The sequence below is a fragment of the Sinorhizobium sp. CCBAU 05631 genome (assembly GCF_002288505.1).
GTDB classification, from domain to species: domain Bacteria; phylum Pseudomonadota; class Alphaproteobacteria; order Rhizobiales; family Rhizobiaceae; genus Sinorhizobium; species Sinorhizobium fredii_C.
This window is the reverse complement of the sequence record NZ_CP023063.1, coordinates 2,120,314-2,139,330: the sequence shown is the minus strand read 5'-3', so window position 1 is coordinate 2,139,330 and position 19,017 is coordinate 2,120,314. Positions and strand designations below refer to the sequence as shown.

Annotated in this window: 15 protein-coding genes; 14 read left to right on the top strand and 1 reads right to left on the bottom strand. The window is 63.8% G+C overall.

Annotated features, from left to right (window positions below; genetic code table 11):
- The 11 genes from murG (at position 1) to ligA (ending at position 15,478) form a co-directional block, all read left to right on the top strand.
- Entirely contained in the window at positions 1 to 1,122 is a 1,122-nt protein-coding gene (gene murG, locus SS05631_RS10555) for an undecaprenyldiphospho-muramoylpentapeptide beta-N-acetylglucosaminyltransferase (protein WP_037415464.1), read from the top strand.
- Positions 1,119 to 2,528, top strand: a complete 1,410-nt coding sequence (gene murC, locus SS05631_RS10550) for a UDP-N-acetylmuramate--L-alanine ligase (protein WP_037415467.1) — start codon at positions 1,119 to 1,121, stop codon at positions 2,526 to 2,528. The genes murG and murC overlap by 4 nt, the downstream gene beginning before the upstream one ends.
- 3 nt (positions 2,529 to 2,531) lie before the next feature.
- Complete coding sequence (gene murB / locus SS05631_RS10545; RefSeq protein ID WP_037415469.1) at positions 2,532 to 3,506, top strand: UDP-N-acetylmuramate dehydrogenase; 975 nt, start codon at positions 2,532 to 2,534, stop codon at positions 3,504 to 3,506.
- A gap of 332 nt (positions 3,507 to 3,838) precedes the next feature.
- A complete protein-coding gene (locus SS05631_RS10535; RefSeq protein WP_037415485.1) occupies positions 3,839 to 4,765 on the top strand; it encodes a D-alanine--D-alanine ligase in 927 nt (308 codons plus the stop codon).
- Complete coding sequence (gene ftsQ, locus SS05631_RS10530; RefSeq protein ID WP_037415489.1) at positions 4,753 to 5,682, top strand: cell division protein FtsQ; 930 nt, start codon at positions 4,753 to 4,755, stop codon at positions 5,680 to 5,682. The genes SS05631_RS10535 and ftsQ overlap by 13 nt, the downstream gene beginning before the upstream one ends.
- Positions 5,679 to 7,007, top strand: coding sequence for a cell division protein FtsA (ftsA, locus tag SS05631_RS10525; RefSeq protein ID WP_095677976.1), 1,329 nt, complete (start codon positions 5,679 to 5,681; stop codon positions 7,005 to 7,007). Before ftsQ ends, ftsA begins: the two co-directional genes overlap by 4 nt.
- Before the next feature lie 100 nt (positions 7,008 to 7,107).
- On the top strand, positions 7,108 to 8,871 hold the full coding sequence (ftsZ, locus tag SS05631_RS10520; RefSeq protein WP_037415492.1) for a cell division protein FtsZ: 1,764 nt from the start codon (positions 7,108 to 7,110) through the stop codon (positions 8,869 to 8,871).
- Positions 8,872 to 9,207: 336 nt separating this feature from the next.
- Complete coding sequence (gene lpxC, locus SS05631_RS10515) at positions 9,208 to 10,161, top strand: UDP-3-O-acyl-N-acetylglucosamine deacetylase (RefSeq protein ID WP_037415495.1); 954 nt, start codon at positions 9,208 to 9,210, stop codon at positions 10,159 to 10,161.
- Positions 10,162 to 10,497: 336 nt separating this feature from the next.
- Positions 10,498 to 11,364 carry an outer membrane protein assembly factor BamD gene (locus SS05631_RS10510; protein WP_037415497.1) on the top strand — a complete coding sequence of 289 codons (867 nt, stop codon included), beginning with the start codon at positions 10,498 to 10,500 and terminating at the stop codon, positions 11,362 to 11,364.
- A gap of 34 nt (positions 11,365 to 11,398) precedes the next feature.
- Positions 11,399 to 13,072 (top strand): DNA repair protein RecN, encoded by a 1,674-nt coding sequence (gene recN, locus SS05631_RS10505; protein ID WP_037415499.1) that lies wholly within the window; start codon positions 11,399 to 11,401, stop codon positions 13,070 to 13,072.
- Between the two features lie 252 nt (positions 13,073 to 13,324).
- A complete protein-coding gene (gene ligA / locus SS05631_RS10500) occupies positions 13,325 to 15,478 on the top strand; it encodes an NAD-dependent DNA ligase LigA (protein WP_037415503.1) in 2,154 nt (717 codons plus the stop codon).
- Positions 15,479 to 15,579: 101 nt separating this feature from the next.
- On the opposite strand, the gene SS05631_RS10495 is transcribed toward ligA, so the two are convergent.
- Positions 15,580 to 15,984, bottom strand: coding sequence for a VOC family protein (locus SS05631_RS10495; RefSeq protein WP_037386935.1), 405 nt, complete (start codon positions 15,982 to 15,984; stop codon positions 15,580 to 15,582).
- 286 nt (positions 15,985 to 16,270) lie between these two features.
- Here SS05631_RS10495 and panC point away from each other — a divergent pair, with 286 nt between their 5' ends.
- From panC to SS05631_RS10480, 3 genes are all read left to right on the top strand, one after another.
- Positions 16,271 to 17,146, top strand: coding sequence for a pantoate--beta-alanine ligase (gene panC, locus SS05631_RS10490; protein WP_037415506.1), 876 nt, complete (start codon positions 16,271 to 16,273; stop codon positions 17,144 to 17,146).
- Between the two features lies 1 nt (position 17,147).
- Complete coding sequence (panB, locus tag SS05631_RS10485) at positions 17,148 to 17,969, top strand: 3-methyl-2-oxobutanoate hydroxymethyltransferase (protein WP_037415510.1); 822 nt, start codon at positions 17,148 to 17,150, stop codon at positions 17,967 to 17,969.
- 328 nt (positions 17,970 to 18,297) lie between these two features.
- Positions 18,298 to 19,014, top strand: coding sequence for an AzlC family ABC transporter permease (locus tag SS05631_RS10480; RefSeq protein WP_037415513.1), 717 nt, complete (start codon positions 18,298 to 18,300; stop codon positions 19,012 to 19,014).
- The last annotated feature ends 3 nt before the right edge of the window (positions 19,015 to 19,017 follow it).

The window sequence follows — 19,017 nt, the reverse complement described above, 5'->3', positions numbered from 1 at the left end:
ATGGACAAGGGCATCATTTTTCTTGCCGCCGGAGGGACCGGCGGACACCTCTTTCCCGCCGAGGCGCTTGCGCACGAACTGAAGGCGTCCGGCTATGCGGTGCATCTCGTAACCGATAGCCGTGCCGAGCGCTATGCCGGAAAGTTCCCGGCCGACGAGGTGCATGTCGTGCCCTCCGCCACGATCGGGTCGAAGAACCCGATCAAGCTGGCGCAATCGGTCTTCAAACTTTGGACCGGCCTGCGCGCCGCGCGTCGCCTGATTGCCCGCTACAGGCCCAGGGCGGTGATCGGCTTTGGCGGCTACCCCACGGTGCCGCCGCTCCTCGCTGCCACCGGCATGGGGGTTCCGTCGCTCATTCACGAGCAGAATGCAGTGATGGGGCGGGCCAACAGGATGCTGGCTTCGCGGGTGCAAGCAATTGCCGGCGGCTTTCTTCCCGAGAGCGCCGGAAGCTTCGCGGCAAAGACCGTGGCGACCGGAAATCCGGTCCGCCCTGCCGTATTGGAGGCGGCCGGCGTACCCTATCGGGCGCCGGACGGCGGCCCGTTCCATCTCGTGGTCTTCGGCGGCAGCCAGGGCGCACAATTCTTCTCGAAGGCAGTGCCGCAGGCCGTTTGCCGTCTCGACGACGCTCAGCGCCAGCGGCTCAAGGTGACGCAGCAGGCGCGGCCGGAAGACAGGGAAGGCGTCATTGCCGCTTACGACAAGCTTGGGATACCGGCCGAGGTCTCGCCCTTCTTCAACGACATGGCCGCCCGCATCGCTTCGGCGCATCTGGTTATCTGCCGCTCCGGGGCCTCGACGGTATCCGAGGTCTCTGTGATCGGCCGCCCGGCCATCCTCGTTCCCTATCCTTACGCGCTCGATCACGACCAAGCGGCGAATGCCGCAGCACTTGCCGACAAGGGCGGGGCCCGTGTCATCGCCCAGGCGGAGCTCAGCGCCGAACGGCTCGCCGGCATTCTTGCCGACGCCATGAACACCCCCGAAGCGCTGGCGCAGATGGCGGCGAACGCTCGCGAAACCGGCAAACCGGATGCCGCGCGCTTGCTTGCATCCCTGGTAGAGGCTATTGCCAGCGGCTCGACAGTCGCCAAGTTCAAGGAAGCACGCTCATGAAAATGCCGAAGACGATCGGCCTCGTACATTTCATTGGGATCGGCGGCATCGGCATGAGCGGCATCGCCGAGGTGCTGCACAATCTTGGTCACCGGGTCCAGGGCTCCGACCAGTCGGACAGCGCCAATGTGCAGCGCCTGCGCGAAAAGGGCATCAAGATCTCGGTCGGCCACAAGGCCGAAAATCTCGGCGACGCCGAGGTGGTGGTCGTCTCGACGGCGATCAAGAAGGACAATCCCGAACTGATTGCAGCGCGCGAAAAATTCCTTCCGGTGGTACGCCGCGCCGAGATGCTGGCCGAACTGATGCGCTTCCGCAATGCGATCGCCATCGGCGGCACGCACGGCAAGACGACGACGACGTCGATGGTGGCGGCGCTGCTCGACGCCGGCGGCCTCGATCCGACGGTCATCAATGGCGGCATCATCAATGCCTATGGCACCAATGCCCGCATGGGCGCCGGCGAGTGGATGGTCGTCGAGGCGGACGAATCCGACGGCACCTTCCTCAAGCTCCCGGCCGATATAGCCATCGTCACCAACATAGACCCGGAGCACCTCGATCATTACGGCAATTTCGACGCCGTGCGCGCGGCCTTCCGCCAGTTCGTTGAAAACGTGCCCTTCTATGGGTTCGGCGTTCTCTGCCTCGATCATCCGGAAGTCCAGTCCATGGTCGGCAAGATCGAGGACCGCAAGGTCGTGACCTATGGCGAGAATCCGCAGGCCGACGTGCGCTACCACAATATCCGCATGGACGGCGCGACCTCTGTCTTTGATGTCGAGATTCGCCGGCGCCGCACCGGCCAGGTGATAAAGCTCAACGACCTGCGCCTGCCGATGCCCGGCCGGCACAACGTTTCGAACGCCACGGCCGCAGTCGCCGTCGCGCAGCGTCTCGGCATTGCGCCGGAGGCGATCGCCAAGGGACTCGCCTCCTTCGGCGGCGTGAAGCGCCGCTTCACGCTCACCGGCGAATGGAACGGCGCGCACATTTTCGACGACTACGGCCACCATCCGGTCGAGATCAAGGCTGTCCTGAGAGCGGCGCGCGAGGCCTGCCAGGGGCGGATCGTCGCCGTTCACCAGCCGCACCGCTATTCGCGCGTGTCGAGCCTGTTCGAGGATTTCTCCGCCTGCTTCAACGATGCGGATACTATCCTGATCGCGCCGGTCTATGCGGCAGGCGAGGACGCGATCGACGGCGTGAATTCCGAAGCGCTCGTCAACAGCATCAAGGCCGCCGGCCATCGCGATGCCCGCTACCTCGCCGGCCCGGAAGCGCTCGCCCCGGTCGTCTCGAAGATTGCGCAGCCGGGCGACTTTGTGGTTCTCTTGGGGGCTGGCAGCATCACCTATTGGGCCGCGGCGCTTCCCAAGGAACTCGCGGAAATTTCAGGAAGTTGAAGCATGAAGCAGGTTAACGGTCAGAAACTCCTGGACGCGCTCGGAAGCGGCGTCAGTGCAATCCGCGGCCGCCTCACGCCCGATGCCCCGATGGACCGGGTGACCTGGTTTCGCGCCGGCGGGCTTGCCGAGCTCATGTTCCAGCCGCACGACACCGACGATCTCGTCGCCTTCCTGAAGCTCGTGCCACAGGAAGTGCCGGTGATGGTGATCGGCGTCGGCTCGAACCTGCTGGTGCGCGACGGAGGCATCCCGGGCGTGGTCATTCGCCTCTCCGCCAAGGGCTTCGGCGATCTGGAGATCGTCGGCGAGAACCGCATCAAGGCGGGGGCGATCTGCCCGGACAAGAACATCGCGGCCATGGCGCTCGACCACGGCATCGGCGGTTTCTACTTCTACTACGGCATTCCGGGCTCGATCGGCGGGGCGCTGAGGATGAATGCCGGCGCCAATGGCGGCGAAACGCGGGAGCGCGTCGTCGAGGTCCACGCGGTCGACCGCAAGGGCGACAGGCACGTCTTGAGCAATGCTGACATGGGCTATGCCTATCGGTATACTGCCGCCGCCAAGGATCTGATCTTCACGCATGCGATCTTCGAAGGCTTTCCGGAGGACAAGGCGAAGATCCGCCACGACATGGATGCGGTCCGCCAGCATCGCGAGACGGTGCAGCCGATTCGCGAGAAGACCGGCGGCTCCACCTTCAAGAACCCGGAAGGCCATTCGGCCTGGAAGCTGATCGACGAGGCCGGTGGCCGCGGCATGATGATCGGCGGCGCCCAGATGTCGCCGCTCCACTGCAACTTCATGATCAATACGGGTCAGGCGAGCGGCTATGAGCTCGAATATCTCGGCGAGACCGTTAGGGCGCAAGTGATGGAGAATTCCGGTATCAAGCTCGAATGGGAGATCAAGCGGATCGGCAATTTCATGCCGGGCTACGAGATCAAGGAATTCCTCGGCCGCGCCACGGCCTGAGACGAGAAGAACGGAATGAACACGAGCCGCGACGGGAAACCGCCGCGGCTTTTTTCTTGTTTCTCGAACCTTCGACACAAGGCTCGCCGGACTTGCGGACCATTTCTCGCGCCCGCCTTACAAAGCGCCGATTCAGCGTGGAAGCCCTGTGTATGGTCGATTCTGGCCCGCGGCGTCTGCGGTCGCCGCAAGAAGAGTTAACCAAAGTAAACGATTCATTAACCATAATGTCGTTGTAGTGGCCCGACGCGGAGATCTCGCGACTCGGGGCTGATGGAAACAGCCAGACGCAAGCAAGCTTTGCGATAGTGGCGTACTGTTTGGGGGTCTGAATGAGCGGCAGGCATGTTGCTGTCCTGATGGGCGGATTTTCCTCGGAGAGGCCGGTGAGCCTGTCTTCCGGGGCGGCTTGCGCGGATGCCTTGGAGGCTGAGGGTTACCGCGTCACCCGCGTCGATGTCGGGCGTGAGGTCGCCGCCGTGCTCGCCGATTTGCGTCCCGACGTCGTCTTCAACGCCTTGCATGGACCCTTCGGCGAAGACGGGACCATCCAGGGCATTCTGGAATATCTCGAGATTCCCTATACCCATTCGGGCGTGCTTGCCTCGGCGCTCGCCATGGACAAGGCGCAGGCGAAGCACGTCGCTAAGGCCGCCGGAATTCCGGTTGCCGACGCCCTGATCATGGACCGGCGCGACTTCGGCAGCGTCCATCCGATGAAGCCGCCCTATGTGGTGAAGCCGGTCCGGGAAGGGTCGAGCTTCGGCGTGGTCATCGTCAAGGAAGACCAGTCGCATCCGCCGCAGGTCATTACCTCCAGCGAATGGCGCTACGGCGACCGCGTGATGGTTGAGCGCTATATTGCCGGACGCGAACTCACCTGCGGCGTTATGGGCGACGTGGCGCTCGGCGTTACCGAGATCATCCCGCAGGGGCATGCCTTCTACGACTATGATTCGAAATACGTAAAAGGTGGTTCGAGGCACGTTATTCCGGCGCAGATTTCACCAAATATTTACCAAAAAATACAATCCTTGGCGGTGAAGGCGCATCAGGCGATCGGTTGCCGCGGCGTCAGCCGATCCGACTTCCGTTTCGATGATCGTGGAGATGGCGAGGGCGAGTTGATCTGGCTGGAGATCAACACGCAGCCCGGCATGACCCCGACCTCCCTGGTTCCCGAAATGGCGCAGCATGCGGGCCTTCAGTTTGGTGAGTTTCTAAAGTGGATGGTGGAGGACGCATCGTGCTTGCGTTGAGGGGCAAAAGGGGCAGAAGGGTTCGTCACCCGCTCGGCGTCGCCGCCGAGGGTGATGATGCTTTCGTATTGCCGCGGCCGCTGCGCAAGGGCGTCCGCTTCCTGGTCAGCCTCGGCGCAGGCCGCGTCCGCTTTCCCGCCCATACCGGCACCATCTCCGCCGCCGCTTTCCTTCTGGCGACCGGCCTCTACGGCATGTCCCTCGGCGGCCACACGCAGAACTTCGCACAGGCCTCGACGACGGCTGCCGGCTTTGCCATCGAAGACGTCCGGGTCTCCGGCAACGAGCAGACCTCCGAGATCGACATTCTCCAGCAGCTCGGTCTCGACGGGACCACGTCTTTGGTCGCGCTCGATATCGGCGAGGCACGCCGCCTGATCGGCGAGTTGCCCTGGGTGGAGAGCGTGACCGTGCGCAAGATCTATCCGGCAACCATCGAGGTGAACCTGAAGGAGCGCCAGGCCTTCGGCATTTGGCAGCACGGTTCGGATCTGTCGCTCATCGAGCGCAGCGGCAGCGTGATCGCGCCTTTGCGCGACAACAAGTTTGCCGAGCTGCCGCTCTTCGTCGGGCGCGATGCCGAGACGGCGGCCGCTGCCTTCTACGACGAGTTTTCCCGCTGGCCGGAGTTCCGCTCGCGCGTCAAGGCTTTCGTGCGGGTCGCCGGACGGCGCTGGGACTTGCGCCTCGACAACGGCATCGTCGTCAAGCTTCCAGAGAAGGATGTCGCCCGGGCGATGCGGGTTCTGGCCGAGATGGAAGAAGGTCATCAGCTTCTGGAGCGCGATATCGCTGCCGTCGATCTGAGGCTTGAGGACCGCACGACCGTACAACTCACACCGGAAGCGGTTGCGCGCCGCGAAGTGGCGCTGAAGGCGAGGGAGAAGATGCTGAAGGCCCAGGAGAAGCGGATATGAGTCTATTCGGTTCCGCCAGTTTCGGCCTGCCGCGCCTGAAGCCGCTTTCCTCGAAGCGGTCGCATGTCGTTTCGGTGCTCGACATCGGTTCGACCAAGGTCGTCTGCATGATCGGCCGGCTGACGCCGCGCGCCGAGAGCCAGATCCTGCCGGGCCGCACCCACAATATCGAGATCATCGGTATCGGCCACCAGAAGTCGCGCGGCGTCAAGAATGGGGTCATCGCCGACCTGGACGCGGCGGAAAGCGTCGTGCGGCTCGCCGTCGACGCCGCCGAGCGGATGGCCGGGCTGACGATCGACAGCCTGATCGTCAACGTGTCGGCCGGCCGGCTGCAGAGCGACGTCTATACGGCGACAATCGATCTCGGCGGTCAGGAAGTCGACGCGAACGACCTCAAGAAGGTGCTTGCCGCTGCCGGCCAGCAGTCGCTCAGGAGCGACCGGGCCATCCTGCATTCGCTGCCGACCGGCTTCTCGCTCGATGGAGAGCGCGGCATCCGCGACCCGTTGGCGATGTTCGGCGACGTCCTCGGCGTCGACATGCATGTGCTGACCGTCGAACGGGCGGCGCTGAAGAATCTCGAGCTTTGCGTCAATCGCGCCCATCTGTCGGTCGAAGGCATCGTCGCTACGCCCTATGCCAGCGGTCTCGCCGCGCTCGTCGACGACGAGGTCGAGCTCGGCTGTGCGGCGATCGATATGGGTGGCGGCACGACGACGATCTCCGTCTTCGCCGAAGGCAAGCTGGTGCATTCGGATGCCGTCAGCCTCGGCGGCCATCATGTGACGACCGATCTGGCGCGCGGGCTTTCGACGCGAATCGAGGATGCGGAGCGTCTGAAAGTCGTGCACGGTTCGGCGCTTCCGAACAGCGCCGACGAGCGCGACATCGTCTCGGTTCCGCCGATCGGCGAGGACGACCGTGACCAGCCGACCCATGTGCCGCGCGCGCTTGTCTCGCGCATAGTCCGGGCCCGCATCGAGGAAACGCTTGAACTCATCCGTGATCGCATCCAGCGCTCCGGCTTCAGCCCGATCGTCGGCAAGCGGATCGTGCTGACCGGCGGCGCCAGCCAGTTGACCGGCCTGCCGGAAGCAGCGCGGCGGATCCTGGCGCGCAACGTCCGCATCGGCCGGCCGCTCGGCGTCTCCGGCCTGCCGGCGGCCGCCAAGGGCCCCGCATTCTCCACGGCCGTCGGGCTGATGATCTATCCGCAGGTCGCCGATCTCGAGACGCATGCCAGCCAGGGCGGCATGTTCTCCTTCGGCGGCGGCAACAGCCGGATCGCCCGCATGGGCCAGTGGTTGAAAGAGAGTTTCTGAGTTTCACCGGCGCGGGTCTGGCGCCGGGCAAGACGGGTTTTGAGTTTTAAGGATTTGGCCGGCTCGGCAAGGCGGCCAGAAAAAGAGAAGGAACGGTACTATGGCCATCAACTTGCAAAAGCCGGACATTACCGAGCTGAAGCCCCGCATCACGGTCTTCGGCGTCGGCGGCGGCGGCGGCAACGCCGTCAACAACATGATCACCGCGGGCCTGCAGGGCGTCGATTTCGTCGTCGCCAACACGGACGCGCAGGCGCTCACCATGACCAAGGCCGAACGGATCATCCAGATGGGTGTCGCCGTCACCGAGGGTCTCGGCGCCGGCTCGCAGCCGGAAGTCGGCCGCGCCGCTGCGGAAGAGTGCATCGATGAAATCATCGATCACCTGCAGGGCACGCATATGTGCTTCGTGACCGCCGGCATGGGCGGCGGCACCGGCACGGGCGCTGCCCCGATCGTGGCCCAGGCCGCTCGCAACAAGGGCATCCTGACCGTCGGCGTCGTCACCAAGCCCTTCCACTTCGAAGGCGGGCGCCGCATGCGCATCGCCGATCAGGGCATTGCCGATCTGCAGAAGTCGGTCGACACGCTGATCGTCATCCCGAACCAGAATCTCTTCCGGATCGCCAACGACAAGACGACCTTCGCGGACGCCTTCGCCATGGCCGACCAGGTTCTCTATTCGGGCGTTGCCTGCATCACCGACCTCATGGTCAAGGAAGGCCTCATCAACCTCGACTTCGCCGACGTCCGCTCGGTAATGCGCGAAATGGGCCGCGCCATGATGGGAACCGGCGAGGCATCCGGCGAAGGCCGCGCCATGGCCGCTGCGGAAGCGGCGATCGCCAACCCGCTGCTCGACGAAACTTCGATGAAGGGCGCGCAAGGCCTGCTGATCTCGATCACCGGCGGCCGTGACCTCACCCTCTTCGAGGTGGACGAGGCGGCAACGCGCATCCGCGAGGAAGTGGATCCGGACGCCAACATCATTCTCGGCGCCACCTTCGACGAAGACCTCGAAGGCCTGATCCGGGTTTCGGTGGTCGCAACCGGTATCGACCGTGGAGCCGCAGAGGTGCCCGGCCGCTCCGCCGACTTTCGTCCGGTAGCGCCGAAGTCGATCGTCCGCCCGTCGGCCGCCGTTCCCGCCCCGCAGCAGCCGGTTCAGCAACAGCCGGTCCAGCAGATCGCGCCGCAGCCGGTCCAACAGCCGGTTCAGCAGGTCGATCAGATCGCACTTGCGATCCGCGAGGCCGAAATGGAGCGTGAACTCGACATTGCAACCCGGGCACAGGTCGCTGCACCGGCTCCGCAGGTCCAGGAAGAGGCCTTTCGCCCGCAGAGCAAGCTCTTTGCCGGCGCCGCTCCGGTGGAAGCCGCTCCCGTAGCCCGCGCGCCGCAGCCGATGCCGCGGCCCGTCGAAGCGCCGATCCAGGCTCAGGTTCAGCCGCAGGTGCAACCGCAGCCGGTCCGCCAGGAGCCGGCGCCGGTCGTCCGCCAGCATGCCGAGCCGGTGCGTATGCCGAAGGTCGAGGACTTTCCGCCCGTCGTGAAGGCCGAGATCGACCATCGCGCACAACCCGCTGCGGCGCTTCAGGAAGAGCGTGGTCCGATGGGCCTCCTCAACCGGATCACCAGCTCGCTCGGACTGCGCGAGCGCGAGAGCCAGAATGTCTCGTCCGATATGACCTCGGCAGCGCCGAGCGCCGCTTCCCAGCAGCGCCGCCCGCTGTCGCCGGAGGCGAGCCTTTATGCTCCGCGTCGCGGCCAGCTCGACGATCAGGGCCGCGCCACGCCGCAGATGCGCTCGCACGAGGACGATCAACTCGAGATTCCGGCGTTCCTGCGCCGTCAATCTAACTGATTTCCAACGCGTTCCTTCACCTTGCCGGTGCCCGGGCGAAAGCCCGGGCATTTTCACTTTGTCAGGCATTTTCAATGGGTTGTTCGTTCGATTGCATGCATATGAATTGCGTAACAAAGCGAAACGAACAGTGATTTGGAATGGTGCCTCAGAACTCTTATTTTCGGCATCGGATAGGGACGCACGCGATTCGATCGAACGCTGTCAGTTCAAACGTGGCTTCGGCTGACAGCCGTCGGGTCACGACTGGTAGGTCTGTGCTGAAAGTCGCCCGCGTGCCGCAAGAGTTTGGCTGCGGCCAATTGTCCGGCCCAATTGATTGAAAGTGACGAGAGAATGGGAATCGAACTGCTCGGGTTTCAGACGACGATCGCAAGCCCGATAACCCTCAAGGGAATTGGCGTTCACTCCGGCGCCGAGGTGGAAATCACCTTCCATCCGGCCGAGGCGGATGCTGGCATCGTCTTCCAGCGGGTTCTCGCCGGCGGACGGGTGAGCGAGTTCAGAGCCGTTTCGTCGCAGGTCGGCAATACCGATCTTTGCACCGTGCTCGGACTTTCGCCAGCAACATCGATCGCCACCATCGAGCATGTCATGGCGGCGATCTATGCGCTTGGCCTCGACAATCTGCTGATCGAAGTCAATGGCGCGGAAATGCCGATCATGGACGGCAGTTCGGAGCCTTTCATCGACGCCATCGAGCAGACGGGGATCCGCGCGCTTGCGGTGAAGCGCCGCTATATCCGTATTCTCAAGCCGGTTCGCATCGAATCGGGCGCTTCCTGGTCGGAGTTCACTCCCTATGACGGCATGCGCTTCGAAGTCGAGATCGATTTCGCTTGCCCGCTGATCGGCCGTCAGTCCTGGAAGGGCGACATGACGCCGGCCGTCTTCAAGCGGGAACTGTCGCGGGCGCGGACCTTCGGCTTCATGCGTGACGTCGAGCGGCTGTGGGCTGCCGGCTTTGCGCTGGGCTCGTCGCTCGAAAACTCGGTGGTGATTTCGGACGACGACACGATCGTCAATGTCGAAGGCCTTCGTTACGCGGACGAGTTCGTCCGCCACAAGGCGCTCGACGCGGTGGGCGACCTTTCGCTCGCCGGCGCACCGTTCCTCGGCTGCTATCGTTCCTATCGCGGCGGCCACAAGATGAACGCCAATGCGCTGAAAGCCCTCCTGAGCGACCCGACCGCCTATGAGGTTGTGGAAACCGCATCCCAGCGCCAGCGCACGCGCTCCCGCGAATTGGTCGCGGTTGCCGCTCCGGGTTTTGCGCCCTGGTCGGCATAAAGAAACACAGTTCATTTTCTCCAGTCGCCGGCCGAAAGGCCGGCGTTTTTCATGGTGGCTAGAGTAAAGCGCGGCGAAATGCGGTGGAAAAATGAAGAACATCGCGCGGATATCCGACGAATGTCACAAATTTGCATGAATCGCCGCTCATGACGTTGCGGTCTTGAGGCAACTTGCTCTAAAACGCGCAAGTCTGGCGGATGCCAACCGCTACTGCATGTCTCCTTAAATCGAGCTCGAGCTAAGGAGCAAAGACATGCAGCAATCTAGAGTGCTACAGCGACCTTTGCGCGTGTGATAAGACGCGCGGCGGTGTAAGTGAAACGGGAATATCCGATGGTCCTTGCAGTTTCTGTTGACATGAGAAAATCAGCGCGCGTCGTCGCCGTCGTCCTTGCGGCAGTCGCCGGCTCGAGCCTGATCACCGCCTGCCAGAACGATCCGGATATCGACATCACCAAGCTGACCGCGGAGACTGATCCGCCGGAAGTGCTCTACAATCAGGGCCTCGCCAATTTGAATGCCGGCAAGACGACGGAAGCGGGACGCAAGTTCGAGGCGATCGACCGGCAGCATCCGTTCTCCGAATATGCCCGCAAGGCACTGGTGATGAATGCCTTCGTCGCCTACCGCAACGGCCAGTACCAGGACGCGATCAACTCCACGAGCCGGTACCTCAATCTCTATCCGCAGTCCGAAGACGCGGCCTATGCGCAATATATCCAGGGCCTCGCCTATACGAAGCAGATCCCCTCGGTGACGCAGGACCAGAAGCCTGCCCAGAAGGCGATCGATGCGATGCAGGTGGTCGTCGACAAATATCCCGATTCGGAATACGTCGATGACGCGCAGGCAAAAATCCGCTTTGCCCGCGACCAGCTCGCCGGCAAGGAGATGCAGGTCGGGCGCTATTACCTCGAGCGTAAGGAATATCTTGCCGCAATTTCCCGTTTCCGCGTCGTCGTCGAGCAATATCCGAACACAAACCAGGTCGAGGAAGCGCTGGCGCGTCTCGTCGAGGCCTATTTCTCCATGGGCGTGACCGCGGAGGCACAGACGGCGGCGGCGGTTCTCGGGCATAACTACCCGGACAGCCAGTGGTACGCCGATTCCTACAAGCTGCTGCAGTCGGGCGGTCTCGAACCGCGCGAAAGCGGCACGTCCTGGATCGCGCGCGCGGGCAAGAAACTCATCGGCGCCTGATAACCTCGGCGCTCCAACGAAGATATGACACCGGATGCTCGCCCAGCTCTCGATCCGCGATATCGTCCTGATCGAACGGCTTGACCTCAGCTTCGACGCGGGGCTCTCGGTGCTGACCGGCGAAACCGGCGCGGGCAAATCCATCCTTCTCGACAGCCTGTCGCTGGCGCTCGGCGGCCGCGGCGATGGTTCGCTGGTGCGCCACGGCGAGGACAAGGGGCAGGTGACTGCCGTCTTCGACGTGCCGCCCGGCCATGCGGCGCGGCTTCTGCTGCACGAAAACGGCATCGACGACGACGGCGACCTGATCTTCCGCCGGGTGCAGTCGGCGGACGGCCGTACCAAGGCCTATATCAACGATCAGCCGGTAAGCGTGCAGCTGATGCGCCAGGCCGGGCAGGTGCTCGTCGAAATACACGGCCAGCACGATGATCGCGCGCTTGTCGACATCGACGCGCACCGCGCGCTGCTCGACGCCTTCGGCGGCACCACCGAGGCGGCGGAAGAGGTGGGCGCGCTCTATCGCGGCTGGCGGGACGCCGAGCGGGGGCTGAAGAAGCACCGCGAGCGCGTCGAAGCGGCAGCGCGCGAGGCGGATTATCTGCGCTCCTCCGTCGAGGAACTCGAGGCACTGGCGCCCCGGGACGGCGAGGAAGAGGAACTCGCCGAAAGCCGGGCGCGCATGATGAAGGTCGAGCGGATCGCCGGCGACATCAGCGAAGCGTCCGAATTCCTGAACGGCAATGCGTCGCCGGTGCCGCTAATCGCCTCGCTGGTGCGACGGCTCGAGCGCAAGAGCCACGAGGCGCCGGGCCTGCTGGAAGAGACGGTCGAGCTTCTGGACGGGGCGCTGAACCAGCTTTCCGACGCGCAGATGGCGGTCGAGCGGGCGCTGCGCAACACTGAGTTCGATCCGAAGGAATTGGAGCGCGTCGAGGAGCGGCTCTTCGCCCTGCGTGCCGCCAGCCGCAAATATTCGGTTCCGGTCACCGAACTGCCGGCGCTTGCCGTCCGGATGATCGCGGATCTCGCCGATCTCGACGCCGGCGAGGAGAAGCTGAAGCAGCTCGAAAAGCAGGTGGCCGAGGCGAGAGCGGCCTTCGATGCCGCGGCCCGGTCGTTATCGGAAAAGCGTCACAATACGGCCAGCGCGCTTTCGGCAGCGGTGATGGCAGAACTGCCGGCGCTGAAGCTCGAGCGCGCCCGCTTCATGGTCGAGGTCGCCACGGACCCCAATTCACCCTCGGCCGAGGGCATCGACATCGTCGAGTTCCATGTGCAGACGAACCCCGGCACGCGGCCGGGACCGATCATGAAGGTCGCCTCGGGCGGCGAGCTTTCTCGCTTCCTCCTGGCGCTGAAGGTGGCGCTTGCCGATCGCGGCTCGGCGCCGACGCTCGTCTTCGACGAAATCGACACCGGCGTCGGAGGTGCAGTGGCGGATGCCATCGGCCAGCGGCTGAAGCGGCTTTCGAAAACCGTCCAGGTGCTTTCCGTCACCCATGCGCCGCAGGTCGCCGCGCGCGCCGCAACGCACCTGCTGATCTCCAAGGGACCGTCGGCGCAAAAGGCCGAGATGATCGCTACCCGCGTCGCCCGCATGGACGACGAGGCGCGCACCGAAGAAATCGCCCGCATGCTCGCCGGCGCCTCTATCACCGAGGAGGCGAGGGCGGCGGCGGCGCGGTTGCTGGCGGGCGGCGGCTGATCGCACCACTTTTCATTCTCGCCCGTTGCTCAACAGCGCCGCGCGCAATCACACACTAAACGACAGCAGCCTATTGGGCTTGGTCGGTTGCAGTACGGCAGGGCCTCTCCTCTGTCCTCATTCCTGTGAGGACGGAAAAGTATCTGCCAAGCCCGTGAAGCACTTTGAAACGCTGAATTATTCTGTCCTCAAATCGATTCCGATTTCAGGAATCATGCAGTAAAAACGACTCGCAATCCGGAGTCGCCATCCATGCTGAACGAGAACAAGCCCGTCGAGCAACTGACCGAAAGCGAAGCGGCGGAGGAACTTGCCTTCCTCGCGGCCGAACTCGCCCGCCACGATGCGCTCTATCACGGGCAGGATGCGCCGGAGATCTCGGACGCGGATTACGACGCGCTGAAGCGCCGCAACGATCTGATCGAGCAGCGCTTTCCGGCGCTGGTCCGCGAGGATAGCCCCTCGAAGAAGGTCGGCGCGGCGCCTTCGCTGACCTTCCAGGCGGTCGTCCATGCCCGGCCGATGCTCTCGCTCGACAACACCTTTTCCGATGAGGATGCGCGCGATTTCGTGGCCGGCATCTACCGCTTCCTGGGCAAGCTCCCCGACCATTCCATCGCCTTCACCGCCGAGCCGAAGATCGACGGGCTCTCCATGTCGCTGCGCTATGAGAACCGCCGGCTGGTGACGGCAGCGACGCGCGGCGACGGCACGACGGGAGAGAACGTCACCGGCAATATCCGCACGATCCGCATGATCCCCCAGACCTTGCCGGCCGATGCGCCGGACGTCGTCGAGGTCCGCGGCGAGGTCTATATGGCGAAATCCGATTTTGCCGCCCTCAATGCCGAGATGGCGGCACAGGGCAGGCCGCTCTACGTCAATCCGCGCAACACGGCGTCCGGGTCGCTGCGCCAACTCGACGCGAAGGTGACGGCGAGCCGCAAGCTGCGCTTCTTCGCCTATGCTTGGGGCGAGATCTCGGCAATGCCGGCGGATACGCAATTCGGCATGGTCGAGACCTTCAAGGCCTGGGGCTTCCCGGTCAATCCGCTGATGCAGCGTTTTTCTTCTGCAGACGAATTGCTGGAGCACTATCACCATATCGAGCGCGAGCGGCCGGATCTCGATTATGATATCGACGGCGTCGTCTACAAGGTCGATCGCCTCGACCTGCAGGCACGGCTCGGCTTCCGCTCGCGGAGCCCGCGCTGGGCGACGGCGCACAAGTTCCCGGCCGAACAGGCCTTCACGCGGCTCAAGGGGATCGACATCCAGGTCGGCCGGACCGGCGCATTGACCCCGGTCGCGCGGCTGGAGCCGGTCACCGTCGGAGGCGTCGTCGTCACCAATGCGACGCTCCACAACGAGGACTATATCCGCGGCCTCGGCAACAGCGGTGAGCCGATCCGCGAGGGGCGCGACATCCGCATCGGCGACATGGTGATCGTCCAGCGGGCAGGCGACGTCATCCCGCAGATCGTCGACGTGGTGATGGATGAGCGGGCAGAGGGGGCGGAGCCCTACAGGTTTCCGACCACATGCCCGGTCTGCGGCAGCCATGCGGTGCGCGATATCAACGAGAAGACCGGCAAGGTGGACGCCGTGCGCCGCTGCACCGGCGGCTTCGTCTGCCGGGCGCAGGCGGTCGAGCACCTGAAGCACTTCGTCTCGCGCCACGCTTTCGATATCGAGGGGCTGGGATCGAAACAGATCGAATTCTTCTTCGAAAGCGAGGATCCGACGCTGTCGATCCGGACCGCGCCCGACATCTTCACGCTGGAGCGCCGTCAGGCGGCGTCGCTCACTAAGCTCGAAAACATAGAAGGTTTCGGCAAGGTCAGCGTTCGCAAGCTCTATGAGGCGATCAACGCCCGCCGTTCGATCGCCCTGCATCGCTTCATCTACGCGCTCGGCATCCGCCATGTCGGCGAGACGACCGCCAAGCTGCTCGCGCGCTCTTACGGAACTTACGAGCACTTCGGCGCCGCAATGGTGGAGGCGGGCAGCCTCGCCGGGGATGCCTGGAATGAGCTCAACAGCATTGAGGGCATTGGCGAAGTCGTCGCGCGTGCCATCGTCGAGTTCTACAAGGAGCCGCGCAACCTGAAAGTCGTTGCCGATCTTCTCGAAGAGGTGACGCCGGAGAGCGCGGAAACACGGGTGGCGACGGACAGCCCGGTCGCCGGCAAGACCGTGGTCTTCACCGGTTCGCTCGAAAAGATGACCCGCGACGAGGCGAAGGCGAAGGCCGAAAGCCTTGGCGCTAAGGTGGCGGGTTCCGTCTCGAAGAAGACCGACATCGTGGTGGCCGGTCCCGGCGCCGGCTCGAAGCTCGATAAGGCCCACGAGCTCGGCGTCCAGACGATGGACGAGGACGAGTGGCTGGCATTGATCGGCGGGTAATGCGGAGCGGGCGCCGCCTCTCACTCCCATTCCTGTGCTTGTCACAGGAATCCAGCCGCACCGCGTCGGCGGTGCGGAGAGGGTCTCTTGCACCCTGTCGATCAGGCGGGCTGCTCGGCCGACATATCCATCCACATGAATTCCCAGACATGGCCGTCGAGGTCCTGAAAGCTCACGCCATACATCGAGCCGTAGTCGATCGCCGGCTTCCAGGGCTTGCCGCCGGCGGCGATCGCCTTGTCGAACATCTCGTCGCATTCGGCCCGGCTGCCGGCGGAAAGCGCGGTGATGACCTCCGTGGCGCGCGCGGTGTCGCTGATCTCGCCGACAATAAAGCTACGGAATTTCGGCTCGGTCAGAAGCATGGCGAAGATATTGTCGTCGATGACCATGCAGGCGGCCGTATCATCGGAGAATTGCTCGTTGAATGTGAAGCCGAGGGAGGAGAAGAAGGACCGCGAGGCTTTCAGGTCCTTGACGGGAAGGTTAACGAAAATCATGCGCATGGAAGCGTTCCTCGTGATGATGTTGACGGGCCAAGGACGAAGGCGGACGTCTTCTGCCGACAGGTAGGAAAGAGATTTATCTGGCGCCGGGAAAACGGCTTTCAAGGGCTGGCTTACCTCCGTCCGCGGTAACGGGCGCACACCAATTCCATTTGTATTTTTGCGCTGCACAAGATAGACCTTGCAGCCAAAATTTGTGCAATTGCCTTTTCGCGGGGCTGGCTTCTCGCCATATCAGCGAAGCGGGGCGCGTCTTTCCCGCCCCGGCGGATTGGAGGGTCCGGAGATGAAGACGATAGCGACTATCGCCGAGCTGCGCGCAGCCCTTGCCGAGCACCGGCGCGGCGGCAAGACGATCGGGCTGGTGCCCACCATGGGCTATCTTCATGTCGGCCATATGGAGCTCGTGCGCCGCGCCCGCAGCGAGAACGACGTGGTCGTCGCCAGCATCTTCGTCAACCCGCTGCAGTTCGGTCCGCACGAAGATCTCGCGAAATATCCGCGCGATCTCGCTCGCGATCAGGAGATGCTCGAGGAAGGCGGCGTCGATTTCCTCTTCGCGCCGGGTGTTGCCGACATGTATCCGCAGCCGATGGAGACGATCGTCGACCTGCCGAAGCTCGGCTCCGAGCTCGAAGGCTCGGTGCGGCCCGGGCACTTCGCCGGCGTCGCGACGGTGGTCACCAAACTCTTCAATATCGTCCAGCCGGATCGCGCCTATTTCGGCGAGAAGGATTTTCAGCAGTTGCAGATTATCCGTCGCATGGTCGCGGATCTCGCTCAGCCCGTCACCGTTGTCGGCGTGCCGACAGTCCGGGAAGCCGATGGGCTCGCCTGTTCGTCCCGCAATGTCTACCTGACTGCCGATGAACGCCGGGCGGCGGCGGTCGTGCCGAAAGCGCTCGACGAGGCCGAGCAGCTGATCGCGAGCGGCGTCACCGATCCGGCCGTTGTCGAGAAGGGCGTCACCGATTTCCTGTCGAGCGAGCCGTTGGCATGCCCCGAGGTGGTGGCGCTACGCGATCCCGAGACGCTCGAGCCGGTCGGCGAGATCGGCGACAAGCCGGTGCTGCTCCTGCTTTTCGTCCGCTTCGGCGCGACCAAGCTGCTCGACAATCGCGTCATCGCTCCGAAATCCGCCCGTTTTGCAAAGGTTGCCTGACATGAGCGTCCAGACCACGAAACGGCGGCTCAGCCCCGCCAGTATCGAAGCCTTGAAGGGCGAACGTCCGATCGTCAGCCTCACAGCCTATACGACGCCGATCGCGCGGCTTCTCGACCCGCATGTCGATTTCCTGCTCGTCGGCGATTCGCTCGGCATGGTGCTCTACGGCCTCGACACGACCGTCGGCGTAACCCTCGACATGATGATTGCTCATGGCCAGGCGGTGATGCGCGGCTCGGAGCGGGCCTGCATCGTCGTCGACCTGCCCTTCGGCTCCTATCAGGAATCGAAGGAGCAGGCCTTCCGCAGCGCCGCGCGGGTGCTCAAGGAAACGGGCTGCAGCGCCGTGAAGCTCGAGGGCGGCGCGGAAATGGCCGAGACGGTCGATTTCCTCGTCAGCCGCGGCATTCCGGTGCTCGGCCATGTGGGACTGATGCCTCAGCTGGTTAACACCACCGGCGGCTACCGCTCGGTGGGGCGGAACGAGAAGGAAGTGGCGAAGATCCGCCGCGACGCCAAGGCGATCGACGACGCCGGCGCCTTTGCCATCGTCGTCGAAGGCACGGTCGAGCCGGTCGCGCGCGAGATTACCGCGACATTGCGCTCGCCGACCATCGGCATTGGCGCGTCCCCGGCTTGCGACGGCCAGATCCTCGTCTCGGACGACATGCTCGGCATCTTCAACGATTTCAAGCCGCGCTTCGTCAAGCATTTCGCCGAGCTCGCCCCGGCGATCTCCAAGGCAGCGGAAGACTATGCCAATGAGGTGAAGGCGCGCTCCTTCCCGGGGATCGAGCATACGTTCCAGGCGAAGCGTTAAGCGCCACGGCAATCGCAATCTCTGCCCCTCGGCCCGCAAACGGGAAAGGGGACTTAAGAGAGCACGGCTTTAGCCTTCTCCCCGCCAGAAGCCGGGAGAAGGTCGCGGCAGCGGGATGAGGGGGCAGAATCGCGTGACAGGACGATCCGTCCCTAAGGGCGGGCGCCCTTCACTGCCGGAAACCAGCAGGGGCCTCCTGACCAATCATCATAAAATTCAATCTGTGCATCAGTGTAATTGAATTGTAGCGGCTTCCCCGAGGGCCTATCTGTCCCGCACGAAGAGCTTGCGAGTGCCGCTCGCGCCGGGCTCCGACCGGAGGAAATCCATGGACAGAGACGAGTTCCGCGAGGGGCTGCGCGGCGGCTTCCCGATCATGATGGCGGCATCGCCTTTCGGCGCCTTGTTCGGGGCGCTCGCCGTCGACAACGGCTTTACGATCGCCGATGCGGTGTTCATGAGCGCCATGGTCTATGCCGGTGCCAGCCAGATGGTCGGCATCGAGCTGTTCGGCAGCAATGTCCAGCCTTGGCTGGTGGTGCTGTCGGTCTTCGCCGTCAACTTCCGGCACGTGCTCTATTCGGCCTCGATCGCCAGGCACATCCGCCACTTCACGCTGGTTCAGAAGTTCTTCGCCTTCTTCCTGCTGATCGATCCCCAATATGCGGAAAGCGAGAGGCGGGCCGAGTGCGGGCTTCCGGTCAGCTTTTCCTGGTATCTCGGCTTCGGCCTGATCATCTATTTCCCCTGGCTCATCACCACGGCAATGGGCGCTGTTTTCGGACAGTTGATCGGCGATCCCAGGGTCATCGGCATCGACGTGCTCTTGCCAATCTATTTCCTGGGGCTGGTTCTCGGTTTCCGCAAGCGCGACCGCTTCCTGCCCGTTGTCGCGGCGAGCGCGGTCGCCTCGGTTGCGGCCATGCACTTCGTCGGTTCGCCCTGGCATGTGAGCATCGGCGCGCTTGCCGGCGTAGTGCTTGCCGCGTGCTTGCCGCAGGATCGGCAGCCAAGGGAAATGGCTGCAATCGAAAGGGAGGCCTGAGCC

Coding starts and splice junctions, on each gene's coding strand:
- murG (WP_037415464.1), top strand. CDS start 1: ATGGACAAGGGCATCATTTTTCTTGCCGCCGGAGGGACCGGCGGACAC.
- murC (WP_037415467.1), top strand. CDS start 1,119: ATGAAAATGCCGAAGACGATCGGCCTCGTACATTTCATTGGGATCGGC.
- murB (WP_037415469.1), top strand. CDS start 2,532: ATGAAGCAGGTTAACGGTCAGAAACTCCTGGACGCGCTCGGAAGCGGC.
- SS05631_RS10535 (WP_037415485.1), top strand. CDS start 3,839: ATGAGCGGCAGGCATGTTGCTGTCCTGATGGGCGGATTTTCCTCGGAG.
- ftsA (WP_095677976.1), top strand. CDS start 5,679: ATGAGTCTATTCGGTTCCGCCAGTTTCGGCCTGCCGCGCCTGAAGCCG.
- ftsZ (WP_037415492.1), top strand. CDS start 7,108: ATGGCCATCAACTTGCAAAAGCCGGACATTACCGAGCTGAAGCCCCGC.
- lpxC (WP_037415495.1), top strand. CDS start 9,208: ATGGGAATCGAACTGCTCGGGTTTCAGACGACGATCGCAAGCCCGATA.
- SS05631_RS10510 (WP_037415497.1), top strand. CDS start 10,498: ATGGTCCTTGCAGTTTCTGTTGACATGAGAAAATCAGCGCGCGTCGTC.
- recN (WP_037415499.1), top strand. CDS start 11,399: ATGCTCGCCCAGCTCTCGATCCGCGATATCGTCCTGATCGAACGGCTT.
- ligA (WP_037415503.1), top strand. CDS start 13,325: ATGCTGAACGAGAACAAGCCCGTCGAGCAACTGACCGAAAGCGAAGCG.
- SS05631_RS10495 (WP_037386935.1), bottom strand. CDS start 15,984: ATGCGCATGATTTTCGTTAACCTTCCCGTCAAGGACCTGAAAGCCTCG.
- panC (WP_037415506.1), top strand. CDS start 16,271: ATGAAGACGATAGCGACTATCGCCGAGCTGCGCGCAGCCCTTGCCGAG.
- panB (WP_037415510.1), top strand. CDS start 17,148: ATGAGCGTCCAGACCACGAAACGGCGGCTCAGCCCCGCCAGTATCGAA.
- SS05631_RS10480 (WP_037415513.1), top strand. CDS start 18,298: ATGGACAGAGACGAGTTCCGCGAGGGGCTGCGCGGCGGCTTCCCGATC.